This window comes from Streptacidiphilus sp. PAMC 29251 (genome assembly GCF_054208735.2).
Genome location: NZ_CM135725.2, coordinates 101,672 through 124,631, shown reverse-complemented (window position 1 = coordinate 124,631; position 22,960 = coordinate 101,672). Strand labels below are relative to the sequence as shown.

Genomic DNA, 22,960 nt, shown 5'->3' with positions numbered 1-22,960 from the left:
TGGCCGCCTGCCTCGTGCCGGTGCTCTCCTTCAGCGACTGCGAAACCGCTACTGTGCGTGCTGCCCGTTCGTTCCTCGTCACCCGAGGCAATGGCGATCAGTCAGCCGCCCCCGGCCAGCTCCGAAGCGCCACGCGGTGCGACCGCCCCTGGCCCTGTGCCGGCCCTCGTACCACCTCGCCCAACCTTTACCCGATGACCACTGATGGGACCGAGCCCGTGACCTGGTTCAGCCGACTGGACAGCTACCAGCGCCGGCACCGCTGGCTGGGCCTGCCCCTGGCCGTGGTCTACAAGTTCATCGACGACCAGGGCACCTACCTCGCCGCCCTGCTCACCTACTACGGCTTCCTGTCCCTGTTCCCCATGCTCCTGCTACTGACCACCGCACTGGGCTTCGCCCTGCACGGCAACCCCCAGCTGCAACAGCAGGTCCTCAACTCCGCCCTGGGCCAGTTCCCCGTCATCGGCGACCAGATAGGCGCCAACATCCACTCCTTCCACGGCAACACCGTCGCGCTCTACGTCGGCATCGCAGGCAGCCTCTACGGCGCACTCGGCGCCGCCCAGGCAGCCCAGAACTGAACCCCGACCACTTTCGTGGACACTGGAAGTAGTTCACTCAAGTGTCAAGTGGGAAGTGCACGATGGTTTCAAAGCGGAAGAAGTACACCCAGGAGTACAAGGCAGAGGCCGTAGAGCTAGTGGTGAGCTCCGGCCGGCCCGTGGCTGAGATTGCCCGGGACCTCGGTCTGAACGAGGGAACCCTAGGAAACTGGGTAAATGCCGCGAAGAGGAGCGGAAGCATCAAAGACAAGCCGCTGACCATCGACGAGCGCGTCCATATGAAGGAACTCGAAGACGAAGTACGGAAGCTCCGCATGGAGCGGGACTTCCTAAAAAAAGCAGCGGCGTGGTTTGCGAGCCAGAACCAATAAAGTTCGCCTTCATCCTGCAAGTCCACGACGAGCAGGTCGGCAAGCCACGCCGCTTCATATATCCCATCAACTTCATGTGCAAGATGCTGGACGTATCGCGTACCGGATTCTACTCGTGGATCCGCCGTGAGGAGTCCGCACACGCACGACGCGATGTCGAACTTACCCGACTCATCATCGCTATCGACAAAGTCAACAGGGGTCGCTACGGGATCGACCGGATACACGCGCAGCTGGCCCGCCAGGGCGAGCGCGTGTCACCCAAGCGCGTCCGACGCCTGGCCAGGGCCGCTGGGCTGGCGTGCATCCATCCACGGCCCTACAAGGCCACCACCGTCCAGGATCCGGCGAACAGGCGCGGCCTGGTGGACCTCGTCGAGCGGAATTTCGTCCCGGAAAAGAAAGACCAGATATGGTACGGTGACATCACTTACATTCACACCGCAGAAGGCTGGGCCTATATGGCGACAGTCATCGACGGGTATTCGCGGAAGCTCATCGGCTGGTCGGTCGCTGACCACATGCGCGAAGACATGGTGATCCAGGCGCTAGACATGGCGATCCGAAATCGCCAGCCGGCACAGGGTGAAGTCGTCATGCATACAGACCGTGGCAGTCAGTACACCGGTAGTAAATTTCGCGACCAATGTCTTGACAGCGGAATCCTGCCTTCGGTAGGAAAGACGGGGATCTGCTTCGACAACGCCGCAGCAGAGTCGTTCAACGCAACCCTGAAAAAGGAATTGATCCACCTGCACGTGTGGACAACAATAAAGCAGGTCGGGAGTGCAATATTTGAATACACCGAGTCTTACTACAATCGACACAGGATTCAACGTGAGCTCGGCTACCTATCTCCCTATGAATACGAGAGTGGGTCCACACTAAGCGCAGCACTAGCAGCATAAAAGACTGTCTTCGAAATCGGTCGGCCTCCAAACGCCCTCAACAGGATCTGGGCCGTCCCCCAGCACAACCGACCTAACCCCTTCACCGCCCGAGCGCGCAGCCTGCTCCTGCTCCTGGTCCTGGCCGCCGGTGTCGTTGGGACCACCGCGCTGGCCGCACTGGCCGCCACCTCCCACGTGTTCGGCCTCGACATCAGCTGGGCCACCCGGATCGGCGCGACAGCACTGTCGGTGGCCGTCAATGCAGCCCTGGTCCTGCTGACCTTCCGTGTGCTGACCGCCCGCGCTCTGAACAGTGCCGCCCTGTGGCCCGAAGCCCTGGGCGCGGCAGCCGTCTGGCAGGTGCTGCTGGGCCTGAGCACCTACGGCGTCAACCACGCCCTGCGAGGAGCCACCGCCACCTACGGCATGTTCGCCATCGTGCTGGGCCTGATCGCCTGGCTGTACCTGGGCGCCCTGACGTTCGTGCTCTGCGCACAGAGCGCCGCGGTACGCACCCGCCGACTGTGGCCCCGCAACCTCCTGGCCCCCTTCACCGACGACGCCGCCCTGACGAGTGCCGACAAGCGCGCGTACATCTCCTACGCCACCACGGAAACCTACAAGCCCTTCGAAGACATCCACGTCGCCTTCGACCAGAACCCGCCGCCCACCTCCACCCCATAACGACCCAGCGTGTGCCACCGCCCGGCATCAGCGATCGCATCGCCCAGCACAGCAAGGGCACTGACCACGATTCCGTAGAATGCCGGCGATCCGGTCCGTGACCGGCCTGCGATGGGGCGGGCACGGGGCCGTACAGTAACGGCTCTCAAGTGCGTACGGAGAGGGACGAAATGATCACGGCTCAGGACGGTATGACAGTCGCCCAGGAACTGCGGGAGCGCGCGGCCGCGTACGTGAACAATCACATGGACCTGTGGGTCACCGCGGACGACGACGGCACCCTGGTGCTGGCCGCCCAAGAACCCGCCTCCTTGTTCCAGGCCGCCGCCGAATGGCTGAACCAGGGCCCCGCCTACACCGTCCTCGACGTCCGCTGGCACCGCCAGGACACCGAACCCGCCCACACACTGCGCATCAGCCTGACCCACCCCCATCACCTCGACGCCGCGAACAACGCAGCTGCGGTCATCTGACCCCGCCCCGACCGCAACGCGCTGACCTGCCCATTCCACAACGGCGGCACCACGGCCGCCGGGGGAACAAGAGGGCGGAACTCCGGCTGTTGGTGGCAGGGGAGTGACCCGGAACACGCCGCCGATGTCCGGCACAGGGGCATCCACTCGTCCCTCTCTCGTACCACCCATCCATGGCGGACTACGGCTGGTTCTGGGAGCCGACACCGCCAGGCCCCAACTCACGCCCACCTCCTGGTTGCTGCTGTGCCGTTGCCCGCGCTGCGCCGCGCCGCCACAAAGCGGCCGTGGGCCCGGAGCACAGCCCCGCTTTCGCTGACGTCACGCGATACTCCGCTGACATGAAGACGGTTCGGCAGTGACATGACGGGGTGACATGGCTGACATGAGGACGGCCGAATGCCTGACATGGAAGCACGACATGTCGGACCTGACCTGCGCAAACCAGTGACTCAACGCCTCCCTGGAATTTCCATGTCACCCAGGTCGGCACCATCCGATCAAACTATGCAAACTTTGCAAAGTTACCGATAGTCTGCTAGCATGGTGCCATGTCGCGCTATCAACAGATCTACGCCGACCTGCGGCGGCGCATCGCCGCAGGCGAATGGGCCGTAGGCGACCGTCTCCCGGACCTGCCCGCCCTCATGGAGCACTACGAGGTCTCGCTGAACACGGTCCGCCGCGCCACCGGCGATCTGCGCCAGGAGGGCGTCCTGCGGATCTCCCAGGGCGACGGCACGTTCCTCGCGGCCCTGCCGCAGCCCAGCAACGACGAACTGCTGGTGCGGCTGCGCGGGGCCCAGGCCGCGATCGGCGACGCCATCGCCGCCCTGGAGGCCGCGAACCGGATCGCCGCCATCGCCGACCAGCTCGAAGAACTCGAACCGAAGGGGGAGTCCGATGTCCAGCGGTGACGACGACGTGTTCGCGGGCGTTGACGCCCTGCTGGCCGCCGTCGACGGCCCCGCGCTGCCTGTCCCGGCGGAGCGCCAGCGGCTGCGCCTGGCCGCGGGCCTGACCCCCGGGCAGATCGCGGCCGCGCTGCGGGTCGACTCCGACACCGTCCTCGCCTGGGAGGCCGGCACCGCCGCCCCCACCGGGCAGACCGTCCAGGGCTACGCCCGTCTGCTGGAGGGCCTGGCCAATCGCTTCCCCGCCCCCGAGCCCCTTCCTCCGGCCGCCGCCCCGCTCCCGGCCGCTCCCGGCCGCTCCGGTCGCTGCGCCGGTGGCCGAGGTGCCCGGCAGCGGCCCGGACGGCGGCTACCTGATGCACGAGCCGCTGCCGTGCCGGTGGTGCGGCCAGCCCACCCCGATCCGCGTCGGCGGCGTCCCTCAGCACGTCGGAGGCTTCTGCCGCACCCAGCAGCCGCCCGCCGCCGCGCCCGAGCCCGCCGCCATACCGGTCCAGGCCGTGCCCGCCCCGCCCGCACTGCCCGCCGCCGTCCCGGCCGCGGCCCCCGCGCCGGTGTCGGCCGCCACTGCGTGGACCCCGCCTCCGGGGCAGGGCCGCCGTTCCACCCCGTCCCGCACCGCCTCCCGACCCACCGCCACCCGCCCGGCCGCCGGTGCCACCCCAGCGGGTGTCGCCCGGTGGTGGCCTGCTGTCGCGCTGGATGTGGCCGCCGATGGCAGCTGGCTGCCGGACGTGGAGCAGATGCCGGTCCCGGCCGGGGCGAAGCTGGGCGACTGGTTCGCGTGGCTGGGCACCGGCCTGCCGCTGCGCATCGAGCGCGCCCACCCGGCCGGACGAGGCGGGGACGGCATGGTCGTGCTGACCGCCGCCGCCCTCCACCAGCTCGGCCTGGCCGCCGCCCTGCCCACCACCGACAAGGCCCTGGCCGCGCTGCACGCCAAGCTGGCCAAGGCCGCCGCCACGGTCGGCATGGAGGTCTCCGACGCCATCGGCCCCACGTTCAGGGCCTTCCGGCGCAAGGGCGCCACCGGCGGCCCCCGCACCTCACTGGGCATCCTGGCCGCCCCGTGGCTGGGCCAGGGAGACAACCGCCAGCAGGCCACCAACGCCGTGGTCACCCCCCTGGCCACCACCTCCGAAGGCATCCGGGACGGCCTGACCCTGGCCCGCCGGATCCGCGCCTTCACCGCCGACCTCGGCGTCGCCCCCGGCGCTTCCACGGCCAGCACCGCGATGCTGCTCCTGGACGCGGTCCGCCCCCGGGTGGAGTGGACCAAGGACGAGACGACGGGGGAGTGGTCCTCGCACCTGCGCGAGGGCGCCCTGCCGGTCGGCGACCTGTGCGTGGCCCCGGCCGCCGGGGCGCGGCACCCGCTGACCCGCGAGCTGCTGTCCCGCAAGGAGGCGGTGTGCGAGGAGGAGGACTACAAGTGGTGGGCGAGGATGCCCACCGAGGCGGAGGCGGGGTGCCCGTACGCGGTCGCGGTCGACGTCTGCGCCTCCTACCTGTCCGTCACCGAGTCCCTGCGCCTGCCCGCCGGACTCCTGGTCCACGTCAAGCACCCGGCGTGGGACGGCGGGAAGGTCGCCGGCCTGTGGTGGTGCGACTTCACCACCACAGCGGTGGACGAGCTGCTGCCGCACCCGGCCACCTTCCACGGCTTGGCACCGACCGGACCGGGCTGGTACGCCACCCCCACCATCGCCTACATGGCCACCACCTACGGCTTCAACCCGGCCACCATCACCGACGCCCTGCTGTCGACGCACACGGTGCCGCTGCTGAAGGAGTGGACCGGGCACCTGCGCGGCGGCTACAAACGCACCTATGCCGAACTGGGCCTGGTCGACGGCCAGAGCCCGACCGAGTTCCTAGCCGCCTACGCGGCCCACAAGGAGACCGGCGCCGACCCGGTGCTCGCCGACGCCCTGGTGCTGGCCGGCCTCTACAAGAACGTCTACAAGGGCGGCATCGGCAAGTGGTCCGACTCCGCCCGCCACCTGGACGATGACACCTGGCTGGAGAAGGTCGCCACCTCCTGGACCTACCGCCCCGAGATCCGGTTGCACATCATCGCCGCGGCCCGCATCGCCGCCCACCGCCGGATGCGCAAGACGTTCCAGCTCACCGGCCGGGCCCCGATCGCGGTCAACGTCGACTCCTACCTCTACGCGGCAAACCAGCCGTCCCCGCTGGAGCTCCTGCCGGTCAAGCCGGACGGCAGCCCGGTCCCCGGCGCGCTGCGGATGGGCATCGCCCCGGGCAGCCACAAGCACGAGGCGTCCATCCCGATGACGGCGGTGATCGAGGCGTTGGGGCGGCGCGAGCACCCCTCCAAGCTGGTCCACATGTTCACCACCGACGGCACCCCCGTCGACCAGGCCCAGGCCGACGCCGACCGTGCCCGGGCCGATGAGGAAGGCAGGAACTGATGGCCGGCAAGGGCATGTTCGGGCGCGTGCGCGAGGCGCTGTTCCCCTCGCGGAAGGCCCCCGTGCAGACCACCACGCAGGCCGGGCAGGTCCGCGAGAAGGCGTTCGGCGGCAACACCAAGGCCATGGCCGCCGCCTGCGGGGTCAGCCCGCGCACCGTTGAGCGCTGGATCGACGGCACCCGCACCCCGCCGAAGCTCTCGAAAGCGGCGGAGCGGCGGTGGGAGAAGACGAACAAGACCCGGGCGGCGGCCGGCCAGACTCCGCTGCCGCGCCCGGCCACGACGGCCGACCGCCTCGCCACCGACGCGGTCAAGGTCCAGACCACCGAACGCGGCCGCGCCCGCAAGGCCAAGCAGCTGCAGCAGACCGGCCGCTTCTCCGCCCACACCGCCCGGGTCGGACGCGCCATGACGTTCGAGATCCGCGGCTCCGACGCCGTCCGCGCCCGCGACGTCCACGTCAACCTGACCGGCGATCAGGCCGCAGCCCTGGCCATAGCCGAAGACGAGGACCAGGTGCGGGGCGTCATCGGCCAGGCCCTCGCCGACTACTTCAACGGCGGCAGCGCCTACGGCGGCTTCGGGCAAGACGACTTCACCTGGGACGAGAACGACTTCGACGTCACCTGACCAAACCCGCTGTGACTGAGCGACGTCGCGGTGTGCCGGGTGGGAGAGCCGGGGGTGGTTGTCCCCGGCTACTCGTCAGGTCAGGTCAGGTCACGGTGAAGGGGACGGGTTTGGTCATGGGGGTGTAGCCGTCGTTGAGGAGGTACCAGGCGGCGTAGCTTCCCGGGGCTGTGATGTTGCCGGTGGTGGGGAACGTGAGGCTTCCGGTGGTGCCGGGGGCGTAGAGGTAGGTGAGGGACGCCGCAGTGCCGGGTGTTACGCCTGCGACGTAGATGCCGATCCAGTTCTTGGGGCCGGCGGTGGCGGCTGTGGTGGCGTACTGGAAGGTGATGCCGGTTCCGCTGGGGACCGTGCCGGTACTGCTGGTCAGCGTGGTGGTCGGGGTGGGGTGGGGGCCGGCGTGGCATCGGGGATGGCCGGGGCCGGGATGGGAGCGATTGGAGTCGGGGCCGGGATGGGTGCCGATGCGGGGGGCGGGGTGGGGGTGGTGTAGTAGTCGGCCAGGCGGGTGGTGATGGTGTCGGTGTAGGGGGTCAGGGTTGGGAAGTGGGCGGCCAGGGCGGTTTTTGCCGCGGCGGTCAGGGCGGCGGGGTTGGTGGTGGCGCCGGCGAGGTAGGGCTCCAGTTGCTTGATGAGCTGGTAGTCGCTGGTGATGCCGAGGGTGCCCATGGCTTGGGCCAGGGAGGGGGTTGTGGTGGGGGTGGTGTCCTGGACGCGGCTGACGAAGGTGACGCGGTGCAGGATGCGCCAGCAGGGGGGTTTGCGGTCGGACTGGCGGGCGCCCTGCAGGGCCAGGGCGCCAGGGTCCTTGCCGCGGTCCAGCCATTCGGGGTCGATGACTTTGCCGTAGAAGTCCTCGAAGTTGTCGGTGGTGGTGTCGAGGTAGATGCTCATGAACCGGTAGGCGTCGACGCGGCCGGGTACCAGGACGGGTCGGTCCTGGGCGTCGAAGAGCGGGGTGTCGCCGTCGTGTTTCTGCAGTTGGCGCCCGGGTGTGCAGGTGACGTCCAGGCTGAAGGTGCGGGTGGCGTCCTTGGACTTGCTGCGGGTGACGCTGTAGCCGGTGCCGTAGGAGGACTCCATGCCGAACTTGCCGCCGGCCCCGAAGACGTCGAAGCTCACCGCGAAGCTGCCGCCGATGGTGCCGGTGAAGGTGAAGCTGCCGGTGGTGGTCTCGGTGACCTGGTCGGTGGTGCCGGTGGTCTCGGCGAAGAACCCGCCCGCGGCGGTCCACACGTAGGTGTTGACGATGTTGCGGCGCGACCCCGAGCGTGCGGCCTCGCGGGCCTTGCCGGGGTCGGTGCCCAGAGCCGCCTCGGCGCCGGTACCTCCCATCATCCCGTTCAGGACCTTGGCAGCCTGCCCGTGGGTGGGGTCCGGGGCGTGGGTCTCGGTGGAGGTCGATTCGTAGAAACCCTGCAGCTGCTGCTGCTCGCGCTGGATCCGCTTCTTGATCCGGTAGGCCTCTGCGGGCCGGTAGTAGCTGAACTCCCCGCGCACCCCGTCGGCGGCCTTGGGGAAGCTGGGGTCCGCGAAGGGCCGCAGTTCCTTGCCGGGTCCCTGCTCGGCGTAGCCGACGACCCCGTCCAGGGTGCCCTGCTTGGTGTAGCGGGGGTTGATGGGGAACGGGATGAGGTTCCAGTCGCGGGGGATGTCGGGGCTGGGCAGCGTCCGGTAGGCGACGATGGCGCCGGTGTGGACCAGGCGCAGCGCGTACAGGTCGGCGGTTTCGGACTGGACGACGGCGAAGCCGGTGTTGGCCGGGACCCACCGCTGCCCGGCGGTGGGGTTGACCTGTTTCTTGGGGTTCTCCCAGCCGCCGGTCAGGTCGACGCGGCTGGTGCGGGTGGTGTTGGTGCCCTGGGTGACCTTGGTCTCGTTGGTCCAGCTGTTGGAGAACTTCAGTTCAAGGCTCGCCCCGAAGTCGAAGGCGAGGGAGCCGGCGGGCTTGGCGGTGCCGACGCCCAGCGGTGCGGCGATCAGGAAGGTCTCGTCTTTGACCGAGACGTCGAATTTGAGCTTCACGGAGGCGTCGACGCTGTGGTTCCTGGAGGAGGACAGGGCGTTGACGACGTTGTCGGCCTGGACGAAGGCGATCGAGGAGGCGCCGGCGTAGTCGGTGGCAGTGCCGGCGACCAGGTTCTCCGAGGGGACCGGTGGGGCGCCTTCGATGTAGCCGATGAGCTGGGGGTCGAACTGGACCTGTCCCACCCAGGTGGTGGCCAGCTCGCCGATCTTGTACCCGCTGGTCAGCACCCAGTCCGTGCCCTGCAGGTGGCTGTAGGCGCGTTTCATCACCCCGAAGGTGGCGCCGTGCACGGCCTGCTGGACGTCGCCGTACTCGGTGGTGGCCGGTGTGGCGGCGATGTTGAGGTGGAAGGGGGTGCGGATGCCGGTCAGCGCCGAGCGGACCTGGGAGCTGTCGTTGGAGATCGGCGCCGTCGACAGGACGATCTTCGGGGGAGGGGAGGACTGGAGCAGGTCCTGGCCGCCCAGTCCCCGGTCGCGGATCTGCGCGCCGGCGAGGGTGTCGTCGGTGTCGAAGGGGTAGTAGGCGATCAGGTCCTCGCGGTCCCCGTGGATGCGGCCGAACATGTTGTCCAGGATCTGCTCCTGGGTGCGGGCGGTGCGCCAGACCCGGATCTCGTCCAGGTCCCCGGTGAAGGCCTGGCCGTAGCCGGTGGGCGACCTGCGCCCGGCCACGGCGCTGTGCTGGGGGCTCTTCCCGTCGTCCCTGGACACGAGGCTGGGCGGGGGGGACAGCTTGGCGGGGGTGGCGGTGCCGTTGAGGTAGAGGGTGAAGCGGTTGCCTGCCGGGTCCGGGGTGCGGACGCGGGCCACCGAGTACAGCGTGGCGGGGTAGGAGCCGAGCCGGTCCGCTGCCTGTGCGCCGGTGGACTCCGCGAAGGTCCACCACGCCACCAGGCCGGATGCCTTCTCCGTGATCGGGGCTCCGATCTGGTCCGCGTCGCGCACGATGTTCCAGATCCGCGCCTGCGCGAGCGCGCCCCGCAGCCCGAAGGCGTCCTTGCCCACGCGGTGGCGCCCCAACTGCACCGGCGCGTCGTTGCCGACCGGCTTGGCACCGGCGTAGGTCTGCTGGACAGGGGTGAAGCCTGCCTTGTCGACGTAGAAGCGGATCTCCACCTTGCCGCCGGGGCTGGTGGGGTTCTTCCGGGTCACGGCGACCTTGTAGAAGACGCCTGCGATCAGGTTGACCCCCGACTGGTGGGTCACCTGCGCGCCCGCGCCGCCGGAACCGGACTCGAAGGTGAAGGCGAGCTGCCCGTCGGCCTCCACATACAAGGAGTAGGGGACGGCCTGGTAGGCGGCGCCGCCGATCGCGCCCTTGCCGATCAGTCCCTGCACGGTGCCCAGGGAGTCGAGTCTGACGAACGCCTCGAGCGTCAGGTCATCGACGATGTCCAGGCCGCCGGGGCCGCCGGCGTCCAGGTAGCCGCTCCCGTTCATGGCGATGGCCCAGTTCTGCTCGAACACCATCGCGACCTGCCCCCACTGGGACAGGGGGAAGACCTCGGTGCCGCGTACGACCTGGTCGTTGACCACCCCCAGGAGGGTGTAGCCGGCCGTGCCTGAGGGCAGCACGGCTTTTTCCAGGCCCAGGGAGTAGCGGGTGTCGCCCAGTTCGGTGTTCAGGATCCGCACGGTTGCGTTGACGAACGTTGGGAAGGCCCAGGCCTCCAGGGTCAGGTCCCCGGGGGTGGCGAGCCCTGCCAGGTTCGCTGTGCTCGCCAGTTCCAGGCGCTGGCCGGTGCCGTCGAAGGAGAATGCCCGGCCCGGCGCGTCGCCGTGCCACCGCGGCACCAGCGGTTCGCTGAGGTTCTCTGCCGTTCCGGCGGCCACCGGTCCGACGGCGGTCCCGGCGTGGGCGCTGATGAGCTGGGAGCCGCGGGCCAGCGAAACGCCGGGTGTGTTGGCGGAGGCCAGGCTGTAGTCGTAGGCCGCCGTGCGGACCCTGGTGCCCGGCGCGGGGGTGAGGTTGCCGGTGGTCACCGTGATCTGGGCGGAGCCGGCCTGGGCGGAGGCGACCGTGCGGCTCTCCTGGCCGATGGTGACGGCTGACCCCGGGACAAGGGTGGTGGTGAGCGGTTCCTGCAGCGTCACGCTCGTGTCCTTGGCCGACAGGACCGTGCCGAGGTCGACGCCGCTGAGGGTCCCGTTCAGGACGCCGGCCAGCAGGTCGGCCCGCTCCGGGACCGAGGTGAACGTCTCGGTGCTCGTGCCCCGGGTGATGACCACGGTGCGTGTGCCGGTGCCGGTCGCGCTCACCGTCACCTCGAGGTCCGCCTGGGTGGTAGCGGCGTCGCTGCTGGTCAGGCACAGTGCCCCGTCGGGCACGGTGATCCGTTTGACGGCCCGCGAGACGGTGGTGGCGTAGTAGACGGCGAAGAACTGGCCCTGCCCGCCGCGGAAGTACAGCACCACCTCGCCGCTCGAGCTGTCCAGCAGGAACGGCGCCTGCCCGGTCCAGGCGAACGACAGCAGCGCCCCCAGCACGCTCAGACCCGACCGGTCGGTGTACACCGTCGGCATCGGCAGCACCGCCTCGGCCGCGCCCAGCATTCCGCCGCTGAGCGTGGACAGTGTGTTCAACGCCGCGCTCAGCGCCGCACCGTCCGCACCCAACCGCCCCCGGGCCGCTATGGCCTGGGCCTTGAGAGGCTCCAAGGTGGCCGCCTCCGCGAGGTAGTTCCGCTCCTCCTCACGCTGGCTGTTGCGGGCGGGCCCGACGATGTTCCTGTTCAGGTCGCGCAGCGTGAAACCCGGCGTGCCGCCGTAGACCTTGTCGTACAGGTAGTTCAGGCGCGCGGTGTAGGCATCGAGGCTGTTGGACAGGGCCTGGTCGTTGGCGAGCTGGCCGCGCGCTGCCGTGACGGCGGCCTGCGCCGCCCCCAGCTTCTGTATATCGGCGGTGGGATCCGGGCGGCCCACCCAGGCCAGGTCGATGGACCCCGAGGGTGTGGCCACGCGGCCGTCCTTTGTCAGCGCGCAGTCCACGCTCGCCACGTACGAGCGGTCCGCGGGCTCGCCCTGGGGCGGTGGCCCGGCGGTGGCGAACGCCAAAAGCACCCGCGCCTGCCGCTTCTCCTGCGACGCGGTCACCGCATACCCCGTCACCGCGGGTTCCTGCTGGAAGTACAGCGTCGCCGACAGCCCGGACGTCACTGTGCGCCCGGAGACCGCGAAGGAGGTGCGCGACACCCCCGGGCCCTCGTACAGCGGCGCCTGCGAGGTCACCCACACCGGACTGGGGCCCAGCGTGCCCGAGAAGCGGTTGTCGGTACGGTCCGACACCTTCCTGCCGGCGCCCTCGTCGAACGGGAAATAGGCGAACAGGCCCGGCTCGGTGCCGACCAGCCGCCGCGCCCGATCGGTGAAATCAGTGCGCTCCACACCCCAGATCCGCACCTCGTCGATCTCGCCCGTGAAAGGGTCCGGCGACGCGGTGCCCGAGACCATGCGCTTGCCGATGAACAGCTGAGCGGTGACCGCCACCGCCGCGGTCGTCTCACAGGTCCCCACCGCCGCGCCGTCCAGGAACAGCCGCATCACCGCCCCGTCGAACACCGCCGCCACATGCGCGTACACCCCCATCGGAACCGCAGCGGTGGAGGTGAGCGTCTGGGCGCCATGGCCGAACACGAGGTTCCCCGCCGCGTTCAGGCTCACATACACCGGAGTCCCGAAGGTAGACGCATCGGTGCGCGCCACGATCAGCCCCCGGGGCGCCGTGGGCCTGATCCACGCCTCCACCGTGTAAGGGCCCTGCGGCACCGCCATGGCGACCCTGCCCGCGATCACCGGCCCACTAGCACTCCCCTCGAAACGCAGCGCCGTACCACCGCGGTCCTTGGCCACAGCCACCGGCACCAGCGGCCGCATCGTGTTCGAGTCGATGCCCGGGGCGCGCTCCAGTACCGAGCCGGCGAACCTCGGATCGGGGCTGGTGTAGAGCTGGGTCCCCGCGACGTTGAACAGCCCCTCGGCGCTCTGCTCCAGGTTGTAGCTGTAGATGGCCTCGCCGTCCGAAGCGAAGACCTGCCAGCGGGAGAACTGAACCCCGACCACTTTCGTGGACACTGGAAGTAGTTCACTCAAGTGTCAAGTGGGAAGTGCACGATGGTTTCAAAGCGGAAGAAGTACACCCAGGAGTACAAGGCAGAGGCCGTAGAGCTAGTGGTGAGCTCCGGCCGGCCCGTGGCTGAGATTGCCCGGGACCTCGGTCTGAACGAGGGAACCCTAGGAAACTGGGTAAATGCCGCGAAGAGGAGCGGAAGCATCAAAGACAAGCCGCTGACCATCGACGAGCGCGTCCATATGAAGGAACTCGAAGACGAAGTACGGAAGCTCCGCATGGAGCGGGACTTCCTAAAAAAAGCAGCGGCGTGGTTTGCGAGCCAGAACCAATAAAGTTCGCCTTCATCCTGCAAGTCCACGACGAGCAGGTCGGCAAGCCACGCCGCTTCATATATCCCATCAACTTCATGTGCAAGATGCTGGACGTATCGCGTACCGGATTCTACTCGTGGATCCGCCGTGAGGAGTCCGCACACGCACGACGCGATGTCGAACTTACCCGACTCATCATCGCTATCGACAAAGTCAACAGGGGTCGCTACGGGATCGACCGGATACACGCGCAGCTGGCCCGCCAGGGCGAGCGCGTGTCACCCAAGCGCGTCCGACGCCTGGCCAGGGCCGCTGGGCTGGCGTGCATCCATCCACGGCCCTACAAGGCCACCACCGTCCAGGATCCGGCGAACAGGCGCGGCCTGGTGGACCTCGTCGAGCGGAATTTCGTCCCGGAAAAGAAAGACCAGATATGGTACGGTGACATCACTTACATTCACACCGCAGAAGGCTGGGCCTATATGGCGACAGTCATCGACGGGTATTCGCGGAAGCTCATCGGCTGGTCGGTCGCTGACCACATGCGCGAAGACATGGTGATCCAGGCGCTAGACATGGCGATCCGAAATCGCCAGCCGGCACAGGGTGAAGTCGTCATGCATACAGACCGTGGCAGTCAGTACACCGGTAGTAAATTTCGCGACCAATGTCTTGACAGCGGAATCCTGCCTTCGGTAGGAAAGACGGGGATCTGCTTCGACAACGCCGCAGCAGAGTCGTTCAACGCAACCCTGAAAAAGGAATTGATCCACCTGCACGTGTGGACAACAATAAAGCAGGTCGGGAGTGCAATATTTGAATACACCGAGTCTTACTACAATCGACACAGGATTCAACGTGAGCTCGGCTACCTATCTCCCTATGAATACGAGAGTGGGTCCACACTAAGCGCAGCACTAGCAGCATAAAAGACTGTCTTCGAAATCGGTCGGCCTCCACTGCTCCAGTACGCCGCGTCCAGCGGCCCACGCACCCGGTCGGCCTGGTCCAGGCTGAGCACGCTGTAGTAGACCCCACGGTCGGCACCGAACCCGAACGCCACCACCATCCCCTGGTGACGCACCATCGTGGTCGAGGTATAGACCCTGTCGCTGTAGACCTTCACAAGATTCTTGTCCTGCATGATCCAGACGCCTCCACGCTCACGCTTGCGGTCATTGAAGAACCCGTGCGGCAATCCCTGGGCACCGCCGAAAACGGCTACGCCGAATACGTAGCCGCATAGGTGATACGCCAGGTCCCCCCACACGGGGCAGGCGGGTGCCCCCAGTCGCGGGAGGGCGGTCATGCCGGCGGGTGGGTATCAGGCCAAAGCGTCGCCTCGCAGCAGGCCGGCGAACTGGCCGCCAGACCGGGAGACGTCACCTACAGCAATGGATTGTCGCGCCCAGTACAGCACGAACTCCCCACCCTGCATGAGGACTTCAGACAACACCCCTACCCCGCCCGCCGCTCGCCGAGGGCATCTGACCCTCACCACCTCCAGACGGCCCCAGATACCGCCGGCACCCGGGGCACACCTGGAGCGTCACCGGTAGAAGGGGTCTCGGTGTCCCAGGGTGTGGGCGCACTGATCGAAGGGCCCGGATCGTGGTGGAGGTGGCACTGGGGTAGACGGCGCGGGGATGTGCTTCCGTTCCGCCTCCAGTGCCACCGCACCGTGATCGGTGGATCAGTCTGCCTGCGCGTACCGGATGAACCACTGCCTTGCCGGGTGATCGGCGGGGATGGACAGGTAGAGGTGGTGGAACACGGCCGCCAGCCCCAGGTCGACGGCTCTCCAGGGAGGCGGCGTAGTACCCGGTGCTGCCACTTCGCTGCTTGCCGTGTCGTCGGCGGTGACGCGCGCGAGGACGCCCAGGGCGTCGGCTGCCCCGAGCAGGCGGCCCGCCACCTGATGGGTGTCCTCGGGCGGCATCCTGGTGGCAGCCACGGCGTTCGCCAGTCGCCAGCACGCCTCCGCTACTTCCTCAGCGGCCACCACCACCGCGGAAGGCGGGCCGGGATGCGGCCCGGTGGGATTCGGCACTGCCTGGGCGGCCGTGGTTCGGGTCTCTGTATCGTCGCCGGCACTCATCTGTCAGGACTGTGCGGCGGGGCTGAGGGTGCTTGCTTCGGGTTCCGCCACGGTCTCGTGCTCGTGCGGGTTGAGGAAGAGGAAGGCGACGCCGGCCAATGTGCCGCCGGCGAGGTCGGCCACCAGGTACACCCACAGGTCCGACCAGCCGAACAGTCCCATCACAGCACCCCCCAGAGCGACCGCGGGGTTGAAGGCGCCCCCGGAGATGCCGCCCACAGAGGCCGCGCCGGCCAGAACCGTGAAGCCGATGGCGAGGCCGTAGAAGGAGTTGTCCTGATGGCTTGCGACCGTGGCGACGTTGAGGACCACGTAGGCCAGGGCGAAGGCGAACAGCGCCTCGACCACCAGCGCGGAGGCAAGATGCCGCCCGGACAGGGACAGGGCCGTCACCGATTTCGGGTTGGCCACCCACCGCGCGAGCGGTGCCGCCACTGCGGCGGCAGCAAGCTGTGCCGCGATGTACCCCACTGCCCGCGGTGCAGGGATCCGGCCGCGGACCAGGACCGCGAGGGTGACCGCGGGGTTGTAGTGGGCACCGGAGACATGCCCTCCGGCGTAGACCATGACCATGAGCACCGCGCCTATGGCCAGGGGCGCCAGCGGGGATCCCGACAGGACCGAAGTGCCAACCGTCAGGACGAGGAAGAATGACCCGATGAATTCAACTAAATACTTACGCAAAACGACTCCTCCATAAATAGTGGATGATTCGTGTGGCATCAGCGGATTCCGGTCGGACGATCGTGCGCGGCTTTACCGTCGCACAACGGCAGGCGCCGAAATGGGCGGACGATTTCCACCCGCAGGCTAGGCGGACGAGGACGGAAACTCCCAGCCCCCTACTTCTTACGAAATCATGACGGCACGGCAAAGTCGGGCATTATGCGCGTATCTCAGCGCGTGGGACTGTACTCCCGGGTCCGCCGTGCCCCCCCTGGACCCACAGGCCGGCTCTCGCCGCGATCGTTCAGCGGCCCTCGGGCACTTCGGCTGGGTGTGCGCGGAGTGGCCGCCGACCTGCCCTGCCATTCCATGCCTCTGCAGGCATCAGTCCCCGACCGGCGAGTCGGACGGGGGCGACACGCACAGGGTCGCGTTCACATGCGCACCCAACAAAGCCATGGCCATGACATTTTCCCGCTGCGCGGATACCATGCCTGACCGATGATTGCAGAATGGCCACCCCGCGATGCACATACAACTCCAGGTAATGACGAATATTGTGCGCCTATGGATTATGAGGCTCCAGCAGGGCGCGTTTTGCGCATGGGTACCTCTGGACCTGCGAACGAGCATGGCCCGGCACCCCGGGGAGGGGTGCCGGGCCATGGTTCTCTGCCCCGCCTCAGCCGAGGCTCTCGGCGGGCAGTCTGGAGGCGAGCCGGCCGCGGTAGTAGTCGACGACCACGGCGACCATGATGACCAGGCCGGTGATCATCTGGCGCTGGAAGTCGGAGACCCCCATCAGCAGCAGGCCGTTGGTGAGGACGCCCAGCAGGCAGGCGCCGAGCAGGGTGCCGATCATGGAGCCCTTGCCGCCGGCCAGCGAGGCGCCGCCGATGACGACGGCCGCGATGGCGTTGAGCTCGTAGCCGTCGCCGAGGATCGGGCTGGCGATGTTGAGCCGGGCCATGTAGGTGACGGCGGCGATGCCGACGGTCAGGCCGCTGATGACGAACACAGCGACCTTGACGATCGAGGTGCGGTGCCCGGACAGCCGGACCGCCTCCTCGTTGCTGCCGATGGCGAAGACCAGTCGGCCGAAGACCGTGCGGGTGAGCACGAAGTGGCCGACCGCGACCATGGCCAGGGCGATCCAGAACAGGCTGGGCACGCCCAGCACGGTGGAGGTGCCGAAGGTGCTGAAGCCCGGCGGGAAGTCGTAGATGGTCTTGGCGTTGGTGTACTGGAGCGCCGCGCCGCGCGCCACGTTGAGCATGCCCAGGGTGATGATGAACGAGGGCACCCGCCAGCGCTCGGAGACCAGGCCGTTGACGAATCCGCAGGCCATCCCGACCAGGGCAGACACCAGTACGGTGAGCAGCACGGCGACCGGGGTGGGCAGTCCCTGGGCGGTGAGGATCGGTCCGGAGACCACTGCGGAGAGCGCCATCACCGAGCCGACCGAGAGGTCGATGCCGCCGACCAGGATGACGAAGGTCATCCCGACCGCGAGCATGGTGTTGAGGGTGATCTCGGTGGCGATGTTGGTGAGGTTGTCCGAGGTCAGGAACTTGGGCGCGGCCACCGTGAAGATGACTGCCAGCCCGAGCAGGGCAATGCCGGTGCCGGCCTCGCCCAGGACCTGGCGGGCCAGGGCGGCGGCGTTGCGCGGCTTGCGCGCGGGAGCGGCTGTGTCAGTGGTGCTCATGGGGTGTCACCGTTCGTGGGGGCAGCGGCTTCGGTGGTGAAGGCGGAGTAGGCCAGGGTGAGGATGTGGGAGCTGTCGAACTCCGCGCGGGGTACCTCGCCGGCCAGGCGTCCGCGTGAGAAGACGAGGATGCGGTCGCAGATGCCCATGAGTTCGGGCAGGTCGGAGGAGACCACCAGCAGGCCCTTGCCCTGCGCCGCGAGGTCCACCAGCTGTTGGTGGATCTCGTAGCGGGCGCCGACGTCGATGCCCCGGGTGGGCTCGTCCACGACCAGGACGTCGGTGTCGGCCAGCAGCCAACGGCCCAGCACGACCTTCTGCTGGTTGCCGCCAGAGAGGGTGCGCACCGCGGTCCGCACGCCGGGCGCGCGGATCCCGAGGCCGTCGACGGCGGCTTGGGCGAGTCGCGTCTCCTCGGCTCTGCGCAGCAACCCGCATCTGGAGACCTTGTGGGTGGCGGCGAGGGTGATGTTGGCGGCCACCGGCATGTCCAGGACCAGGCCCTGGCTCTTGCGGTCCTCCGTCAGCAGCCCGATGCCGAGCCTGACTGCGTCGCGAGGCGTCCTGATTCTGGCCTTGCGGCCCTTGACCAGTACCTCTCCGCCGGTGGCCCGGTCGGCGCCGAAGAGCGCCCGCACCGTCTCGGTGCGGCCCGAGCCGACCAGCCCAGCCACACCGACCACCTCGCCGGCGTGCAGGGTGAAGCTGACGGGGTGTCCGCCCGGCGGGACCAGGTTCTCTGCCCGCAGCAGCTCCTGGCCCGGTTCCCGCTCCAGGTGCGGCGGGTACTCCTGCTCCAGGTCGCGGCCCACCATCAGCCGGATCACTTCGGCGGTGTTGGTGTCGGCCAGGTCGCGGGTGGTGACGAAGCGTCCGTTGCGAAAGACCGTCATCCGGTCGCCGATCTCGAACACCTCGTCCAGGTGGTGCGAGATGTAGAGGACGGCGGTGCCGCGTGCGGTGATCCTGCGCAGCAGCGTGAACAGCCGCTCGCTCTCACGCGGTGTCAGCGTCGCGGTGGGTTCGTCCATCACCAGGACCCGGCAGTCCTGCCAGAGCGTCCTGGCGATCTCCAGCAGCTGCATCTGGGCGATGCCGAGCCGTTCGACCCTGGTGCGCTGGCTGACGTCGAGTCCGACCTCGGCCAGCAGTTCGGCGGCCCTGCGGTCGAGTTCCTTGCGGTCGACCAGGCCGAAGCGCTTGGGCAGCCGCTGGAACAGCAGGTTCTCGGCGACGGTGAGGTTGGGGAGCAGATTGAGCTCCTGGTGCACCACCTGCACGCCCGCCCTGATGGCGGCGGCGGCGTCGGTGGGGGCGTAGGGCTCGCCGCCCAGGGTCATGCTGCCCTCGTCGGCCGGCTGGATCCCCGCGAGGATCTTGACCAGGGTGGACTTGCCCGCGCCGTTCTCCCCCAGCAGGGCGTGCACCTCGCCGGGGAGGAGCTGCAGTTGGACTCCGTCCAGGGCGCGGACCCCGGGGAAGCGCTTGCTGATCCCCACGGCCTCGAGGACGGGCGTGTCGGTGGTTGTCATGGGAGTGCCTGTCAGCCGAGGTCGGACTTGGTGACGACCTTGATGTCGGTCTTGATCCAGCCGGTCTCGGTCTTGCCGGCGATCAGGTCCATGGCGATGTCGATGCCGTCGCCGGCCTGCTTGCCCGCGAACTGGTCGACGGTGGAGACGACCGTGCCGTTGAGGATGTAGGGGTGCAGGGCATCGATGTTGTCGAAGGAGGCGACCTTGATCTGGCCGGTCTTCTTCGCGGCGGCGATGGCCTTGACCGCACCCAGCGACATGTCGTCGTTGGAGGAGAGGATGCCGGTGATGTCGGGGTGGGCGGTGATCAGGTTGGTGGTGACGGTGTAGGCCTGGTCGGTCTCCCAGTTGGCGGACTGCGAGGCGATCACGTCGAGGCCGCCGGCGGTGGCCGCCGCCTCGAAGCCCGCCTTGCGCTGCTGGGCGTTGGCCGCGCCGGAGATGCCCTCCAGGATGACCACCTTGCCGCCCTTGCCGAGTGCCTTGGCGAGCACCGCGCCGGACTCCTGGGCGCCCAGGGTGTTGTCGGGGCCGGCGAAGGGGATGTCGAGACTGGCGGACTTCAGCGCGGCCGGGTCCAGCTGGACGTCGATGTTGACCAGCTTGATGCCCGCCTTGGCGGCCCGGCCGAGCGGGGCGACCAGGGCCCGGGAGTCGGCGGGGGCGATGACGATGGCGCCGACCTTGTCGGTGATGCACTTGTTGATGTCGGCGACCTGGCCGTCGATGTCGGTCTCGTTCTGGATGCCGCTGGCCTCGAGGGTCAGGTCGCCGCGCTGTCTGGCGTGGTCCTCGGCGCCCTTCTCCATGGTCTGGAAGTAGTCATTGCCGAGGGACTTCATCACCAGGCAGATGGTGGGCTTGCCGCCGGACGCGGAGGCGGTGGACTTGGCGCTGTTGCTGCTGCCTTCCTGGCCGCAGCCGGCCAGTGCGGTGGCGACGACCAGGGCGGTGGTGGCGGTGAGGGCGAACCTGAGCTTCATGGGGACTGCCTTTCGAGTGGGAAGGGCTGTTTCGTTCGGTTTTGGGCAAACCGGTACCGCGAGAGGTGGCGCCGTGGTGCTGGGGGAAGGTCAGAAGGGCACGCCGGCGCGGATGACCGCGTTGGCGTAGGGGGTTGCCTCGCCGGTCCTGACGAGGGCCCGGGCACCGCGGGTGAGCTGCTTCAGCTGCTCGTGCGGGACCCGTTCGGTGGCGAGTGCGTGCCGGTCGGCCAGTTCGGCCAGGCCCGTGAGCAGCTCGGGGTCGGCGGCCTCCGCCGCCACGGTGATCCGTTCGGCCACCAGCTCGCCGAGGACGGCGGCCAGCACCGGCAGGAACGGCGGGTCGCCGCGCCGCCAGACCAGGTCGACGGTCTCCACGCCCGCCGGGACCGGGAGTCCGGGGTCGGCGACGACCAGCAGGTCGCCGTGGCCCAGGGCGGTGATCAGCTGCAGCAGCCGGGGGTGCCACAGTCCGTCAGTGCGCATGGTGCGCCTCCGCCGGGGCCGGGACGTCGGCGACCAGCACCGCGGCCAGCAGTGCGTCCACCTCGGCCCGGGTGGGCAGCGAGGACTGGGCCCCGGCCCTGGTCGCCGCCAGTGCCCCGGCCGCGCAGGCCCGGCGGACCGCCTCCGGCAGCGGGGTGCCGGCTCCCAGCGCGATGGAGAGCTGGGCGCAGAAGGCGTCGCCCGCGCCGACGGCGTCCACCGCGTGCACCGGGAAGCCCGGCTGGTGGTGCCGGTGCAGCGGGCCGACGGCCACCGCCCCGGCCGCGCCGAGGGTGATCACCACGGTCTCCGGGCCCAGCCCGCGCAGCCGGTCGGCGTGCACGGTCCAGTCCAGGACGTCGTCGTGGTGGTCGATTCCCAGCAGTCCGGCGGCCTCGGTCTCGTTGACCACCAGTACGTCGATCTCCCGCAGCAGTTCGGCCAGCAGCGGCTGCGGCTCGGGCCGGGGCGCGGCGTTGAGGACGGTGAGGGCTCCTGCCGCGCGCCCGGTGCGGGCGGCGGCCAGGACGGTGGGCAGTGGCACCTCCAGTTGCAGCAGCACGGTGTCGGTGGGGGCGGCGAGCAGTCCGTCGGTGAGTGACCGCAGGGCCTTCTCGTCCAAGTGGTGGTTGGCGCCGGGCGAGAGGGTGATGGTGTTCTCGCCGTCGTGCTGGACCACGATCAGGGCCAGTCCGGAGGCGGCACCCGGCAGCTCGGCGACGGCGCGGTCGTCCACGCCCTCGTCGGCGAGGCAGGTGCGCAGCTCGCTGCCGAAGGCGTCGTCGCCCAGCAGTCCGACCATCCGGACGCTGGCCCCGAGTCTGGCGGCGGCGACGGCCTGGTTGGCGCCCTTGCCGCCGGCTCCGCGGACCACGTCGGCCCCTGACACGGTCTCCCCCGGTTCGGGGAGCCGGGGGACAGTGACCGACAGGTCCATGTTGAGGCTGCCGACCACGACGAGTCGCTCAGTCATTTATCAGTGCTCCGCTGTTCTCTTCGTGAGGGTTGGTGCTTTCACTGCCGGTCCGCCGATCGGCGGGGTGCTCCCCGCCGGCTGGGTCGGGGCAGCCGCAGGAGCCCCTGGCGAGCAGGGTCACCGGCAGCACGTCCCGGCTGGGCGGCAGGTCAGGGTCCTTCATCCGGTCCAGCAGCCGGGCGATGGCGGTGCGGCCCAGGTCGTCGACGGGCTGACGCATCGTCGACAGGGCCGGGGTGGTGTAGGCGCCTGCGGCGATGCCGTCGAAGGAGACCAGGGCGAGGTCCTCGGGGACCCTGATGCCGAGTTCGGTCGCTGCCCGCAGTACGCCCGCGGCCTGCTCGTCGGAGGTGACGAACAGGGCGTCGACCGAGCGGTCCCGCGAGAGCAGGGCCCGTCCCGAGCGGTAGCCGTCGAGGCGTCCGAAGGAGCCGTGCAGCAGGGGGGCCGCCTCGGGGCAGGCCTCCCAGCCGGTGCGGCCGCCGGACCCCGAGCCCGCCTTGCGTCCGGCCTGTTCCAGGGCGAGCCGCCAGCCGACCACGCGGTCCACGGTGGGGTGGATGCCCAGCGGTCCTGCGATGCAGCCGACCCGGCGGCGGCCGTGGGCGAGCAGGTGCTCGGTGGCGAGCTGGGCCCCGCGCACATTGTCGACCAGCACCTGGGAGATCTCGACGCCCTCGAGCTCGCGGTCGAAGATTAGGCTGGGCACGCCGGAGCGGGCCAGTTCGGTCCGCCAGGGCTGGTCGCCCTGGGCCGGGATCAGCACCAGGCCGTCGACCTGACGGTCGATGAAGGTCCTGATGTAGCCGGCCTCGCGGCCCGGGTCGTCCACCGTATTGCCGACCAGCAGGGTGTAGCCGGCCGACCAGGCGTGGTCCTCCAGGGTGCGGGCCAGTTCCGCGAAGAACGGGTTGGCCGCGTCCGGGACCACCAGGCCCAGGGTCATGGTGTGGCTCAGCCGCAGCGAGCGGGCCACCGCGTTGGGGCGGTAGCCGAGCTGCTGCACGGCGGCCAGTACACGCTCCCGGGTTGCGGGGGCGACCGTCCTGGGCCCGTTGTTGAGCACGTAGCTGACGACCGAGGGCGAGGTGCCCGCCAGTCCTGCCACGTCCTGCCGTGTTGCCATGCTGTG

Annotated in this window: 19 protein-coding genes; 10 read left to right on the top strand and 9 right to left on the bottom strand. The window is 69.0% G+C overall.

Annotated features, from left to right (window positions below):
• Positions 1-194 precede the first annotated feature (194 nt).
• The 8 genes from ACXKR8_RS00670 (at position 195) to ACXKR8_RS00635 (ending at position 6,965) form a co-directional block, all read left to right on the top strand.
• Positions 195-584, top strand: coding sequence for a YhjD/YihY/BrkB family envelope integrity protein (locus tag ACXKR8_RS00670; protein ID WP_458270958.1), 390 nt, complete (start codon positions 195-197; stop codon positions 582-584).
• 62 nt (positions 585-646) lie between these two features.
• Entirely contained in the window at positions 647-937 is a 291-nt protein-coding gene (locus ACXKR8_RS00665) for a transposase (protein ID WP_458266877.1), read from the top strand.
• The gene (locus ACXKR8_RS00660) at positions 913-1,845 is read left to right on the top strand and encodes an IS3 family transposase (RefSeq protein ID WP_458266876.1); all 933 of its coding nucleotides are present in this window, start codon (positions 913-915) and stop codon (positions 1,843-1,845) included. Before ACXKR8_RS00665 ends, ACXKR8_RS00660 begins: the two co-directional genes overlap by 25 nt.
• Positions 1,846-1,860: 15 nt before the next feature.
• A complete protein-coding gene (locus ACXKR8_RS00655) occupies positions 1,861-2,511 on the top strand; it encodes a YhjD/YihY/BrkB family envelope integrity protein (protein ID WP_458275271.1) in 651 nt (216 codons plus the stop codon).
• Positions 2,512-2,681: 170 nt separating this feature from the next.
• Complete coding sequence (locus tag ACXKR8_RS00650; protein ID WP_458270957.1) at positions 2,682-2,984, top strand: hypothetical protein; 303 nt, start codon at positions 2,682-2,684, stop codon at positions 2,982-2,984.
• A gap of 551 nt (positions 2,985-3,535) precedes the next feature.
• On the top strand, positions 3,536-3,901 hold the full coding sequence (locus ACXKR8_RS00645; protein ID WP_458270956.1) for a GntR family transcriptional regulator: 366 nt from the start codon (positions 3,536-3,538) through the stop codon (positions 3,899-3,901).
• A 311-nt stretch (positions 3,902-4,212) separates the two neighbouring features.
• Positions 4,213-6,333, top strand: a complete 2,121-nt coding sequence (locus ACXKR8_RS00640) for a hypothetical protein (RefSeq protein ID WP_458270955.1) — start codon at positions 4,213-4,215, stop codon at positions 6,331-6,333.
• The gene (locus ACXKR8_RS00635; RefSeq protein WP_458270954.1) at positions 6,333-6,965 is read left to right on the top strand and encodes a helix-turn-helix domain-containing protein; all 633 of its coding nucleotides are present in this window, start codon (positions 6,333-6,335) and stop codon (positions 6,963-6,965) included. Before ACXKR8_RS00640 ends, ACXKR8_RS00635 begins: the two co-directional genes overlap by 1 nt.
• Before the next feature lie 366 nt (positions 6,966-7,331).
• Here the strand turns inward: ACXKR8_RS00635 and ACXKR8_RS00630 are convergent, their stop codons facing one another.
• Complete coding sequence (locus ACXKR8_RS00630) at positions 7,332-13,067, bottom strand: LamG-like jellyroll fold domain-containing protein (RefSeq protein WP_462100206.1); 5,736 nt, start codon at positions 13,065-13,067, stop codon at positions 7,332-7,334.
• Positions 13,068-13,106: 39 nt separating this feature from the next.
• Between ACXKR8_RS00630 and ACXKR8_RS00625 the strand changes: the two genes are divergently transcribed.
• Together ACXKR8_RS00625 and ACXKR8_RS00620 are read left to right on the top strand one after the other, a co-directional pair.
• Complete coding sequence (locus tag ACXKR8_RS00625) at positions 13,107-13,397, top strand: transposase (protein WP_458266877.1); 291 nt, start codon at positions 13,107-13,109, stop codon at positions 13,395-13,397.
• Complete coding sequence (locus ACXKR8_RS00620; RefSeq protein ID WP_458266876.1) at positions 13,373-14,305, top strand: IS3 family transposase; 933 nt, start codon at positions 13,373-13,375, stop codon at positions 14,303-14,305. The genes ACXKR8_RS00625 and ACXKR8_RS00620 overlap by 25 nt, the downstream gene beginning before the upstream one ends.
• Positions 14,306-15,069: 764 nt before the next feature.
• On the opposite strand, the gene ACXKR8_RS00615 is transcribed toward ACXKR8_RS00620, so the two are convergent.
• The 8 genes from ACXKR8_RS00615 to ACXKR8_RS00580 form a co-directional block, all read right to left on the bottom strand.
• The gene (locus tag ACXKR8_RS00615) at positions 15,070-15,474 is read right to left on the bottom strand and encodes a hypothetical protein (RefSeq protein ID WP_458270952.1); all 405 of its coding nucleotides are present in this window, start codon (positions 15,472-15,474) and stop codon (positions 15,070-15,072) included.
• Between the two features lie 3 nt (positions 15,475-15,477).
• Complete coding sequence (locus ACXKR8_RS00610) at positions 15,478-16,197, bottom strand: MIP/aquaporin family protein (protein WP_458270951.1); 720 nt, start codon at positions 16,195-16,197, stop codon at positions 15,478-15,480.
• A 625-nt stretch (positions 16,198-16,822) separates the two neighbouring features.
• Positions 16,823-17,848 carry an ABC transporter permease gene (locus tag ACXKR8_RS00605; RefSeq protein WP_458270950.1) on the bottom strand — a complete coding sequence of 342 codons (1,026 nt, stop codon included), beginning with the start codon at positions 17,846-17,848 and terminating at the stop codon, positions 16,823-16,825.
• Complete coding sequence (locus ACXKR8_RS00600; RefSeq protein WP_458270949.1) at positions 17,845-19,380, bottom strand: sugar ABC transporter ATP-binding protein; 1,536 nt, start codon at positions 19,378-19,380, stop codon at positions 17,845-17,847. The genes ACXKR8_RS00605 and ACXKR8_RS00600 overlap by 4 nt, the downstream gene beginning before the upstream one ends.
• An 11-nt stretch (positions 19,381-19,391) precedes the next feature.
• Positions 19,392-20,366 carry a substrate-binding domain-containing protein gene (locus tag ACXKR8_RS00595; RefSeq protein WP_458270948.1) on the bottom strand — a complete coding sequence of 325 codons (975 nt, stop codon included), beginning with the start codon at positions 20,364-20,366 and terminating at the stop codon, positions 19,392-19,394.
• Positions 20,367-20,456: 90 nt separating this feature from the next.
• Positions 20,457-20,852, bottom strand: coding sequence for a D-ribose pyranase (gene rbsD, locus ACXKR8_RS00590; RefSeq protein ID WP_458270947.1), 396 nt, complete (start codon positions 20,850-20,852; stop codon positions 20,457-20,459).
• Positions 20,842-21,825 carry a ribokinase gene (locus ACXKR8_RS00585; protein ID WP_458270946.1) on the bottom strand — a complete coding sequence of 328 codons (984 nt, stop codon included), beginning with the start codon at positions 21,823-21,825 and terminating at the stop codon, positions 20,842-20,844. The genes rbsD and ACXKR8_RS00585 overlap by 11 nt, the downstream gene beginning before the upstream one ends.
• Positions 21,818-22,954 (bottom strand): LacI family DNA-binding transcriptional regulator, encoded by a 1,137-nt coding sequence (locus ACXKR8_RS00580; protein ID WP_458270945.1) that lies wholly within the window; start codon positions 22,952-22,954, stop codon positions 21,818-21,820. The genes ACXKR8_RS00585 and ACXKR8_RS00580 overlap by 8 nt, the downstream gene beginning before the upstream one ends.
• Positions 22,955-22,960: the final 6 nt, after the last annotated feature.

Excerpts from the sequence above, each read along its gene's own strand:
- ACXKR8_RS00635 (WP_458270954.1), top strand. The coding sequence starts at position 6,333 with ATGGCCGGCAAGGGCATGTTCGGGCGCGTGCGCGAGGCGCTGTTCCCC.
- ACXKR8_RS00625 (WP_458266877.1), top strand. The coding sequence starts at position 13,107 with ATGGTTTCAAAGCGGAAGAAGTACACCCAGGAGTACAAGGCAGAGGCC.
- ACXKR8_RS00585 (WP_458270946.1), bottom strand. The coding sequence starts at position 21,825 with ATGACTGAGCGACTCGTCGTGGTCGGCAGCCTCAACATGGACCTGTCG.
- ACXKR8_RS00605 (WP_458270950.1), bottom strand. The coding sequence starts at position 17,848 with ATGAGCACCACTGACACAGCCGCTCCCGCGCGCAAGCCGCGCAACGCC.
- ACXKR8_RS00580 (WP_458270945.1), bottom strand. The coding sequence starts at position 22,954 with ATGGCAACACGGCAGGACGTGGCAGGACTGGCGGGCACCTCGCCCTCG.
- ACXKR8_RS00610 (WP_458270951.1), bottom strand. The coding sequence starts at position 16,197 with ATGCCACACGAATCATCCACTATTTATGGAGGAGTCGTTTTGCGTAAG.
- ACXKR8_RS00665 (WP_458266877.1), top strand. The coding sequence starts at position 647 with ATGGTTTCAAAGCGGAAGAAGTACACCCAGGAGTACAAGGCAGAGGCC.
- ACXKR8_RS00670 (WP_458270958.1), top strand. The coding sequence starts at position 195 with ATGACCACTGATGGGACCGAGCCCGTGACCTGGTTCAGCCGACTGGAC.
- ACXKR8_RS00645 (WP_458270956.1), top strand. The coding sequence starts at position 3,536 with ATGTCGCGCTATCAACAGATCTACGCCGACCTGCGGCGGCGCATCGCC.
- rbsD (WP_458270947.1), bottom strand. The coding sequence starts at position 20,852 with ATGCGCACTGACGGACTGTGGCACCCCCGGCTGCTGCAGCTGATCACC.
- ACXKR8_RS00650 (WP_458270957.1), top strand. The coding sequence starts at position 2,682 with ATGATCACGGCTCAGGACGGTATGACAGTCGCCCAGGAACTGCGGGAG.
- ACXKR8_RS00595 (WP_458270948.1), bottom strand. The coding sequence starts at position 20,366 with ATGAAGCTCAGGTTCGCCCTCACCGCCACCACCGCCCTGGTCGTCGCC.
- ACXKR8_RS00615 (WP_458270952.1), bottom strand. The coding sequence starts at position 15,474 with ATGAGTGCCGGCGACGATACAGAGACCCGAACCACGGCCGCCCAGGCA.
- ACXKR8_RS00600 (WP_458270949.1), bottom strand. The coding sequence starts at position 19,380 with ATGACAACCACCGACACGCCCGTCCTCGAGGCCGTGGGGATCAGCAAG.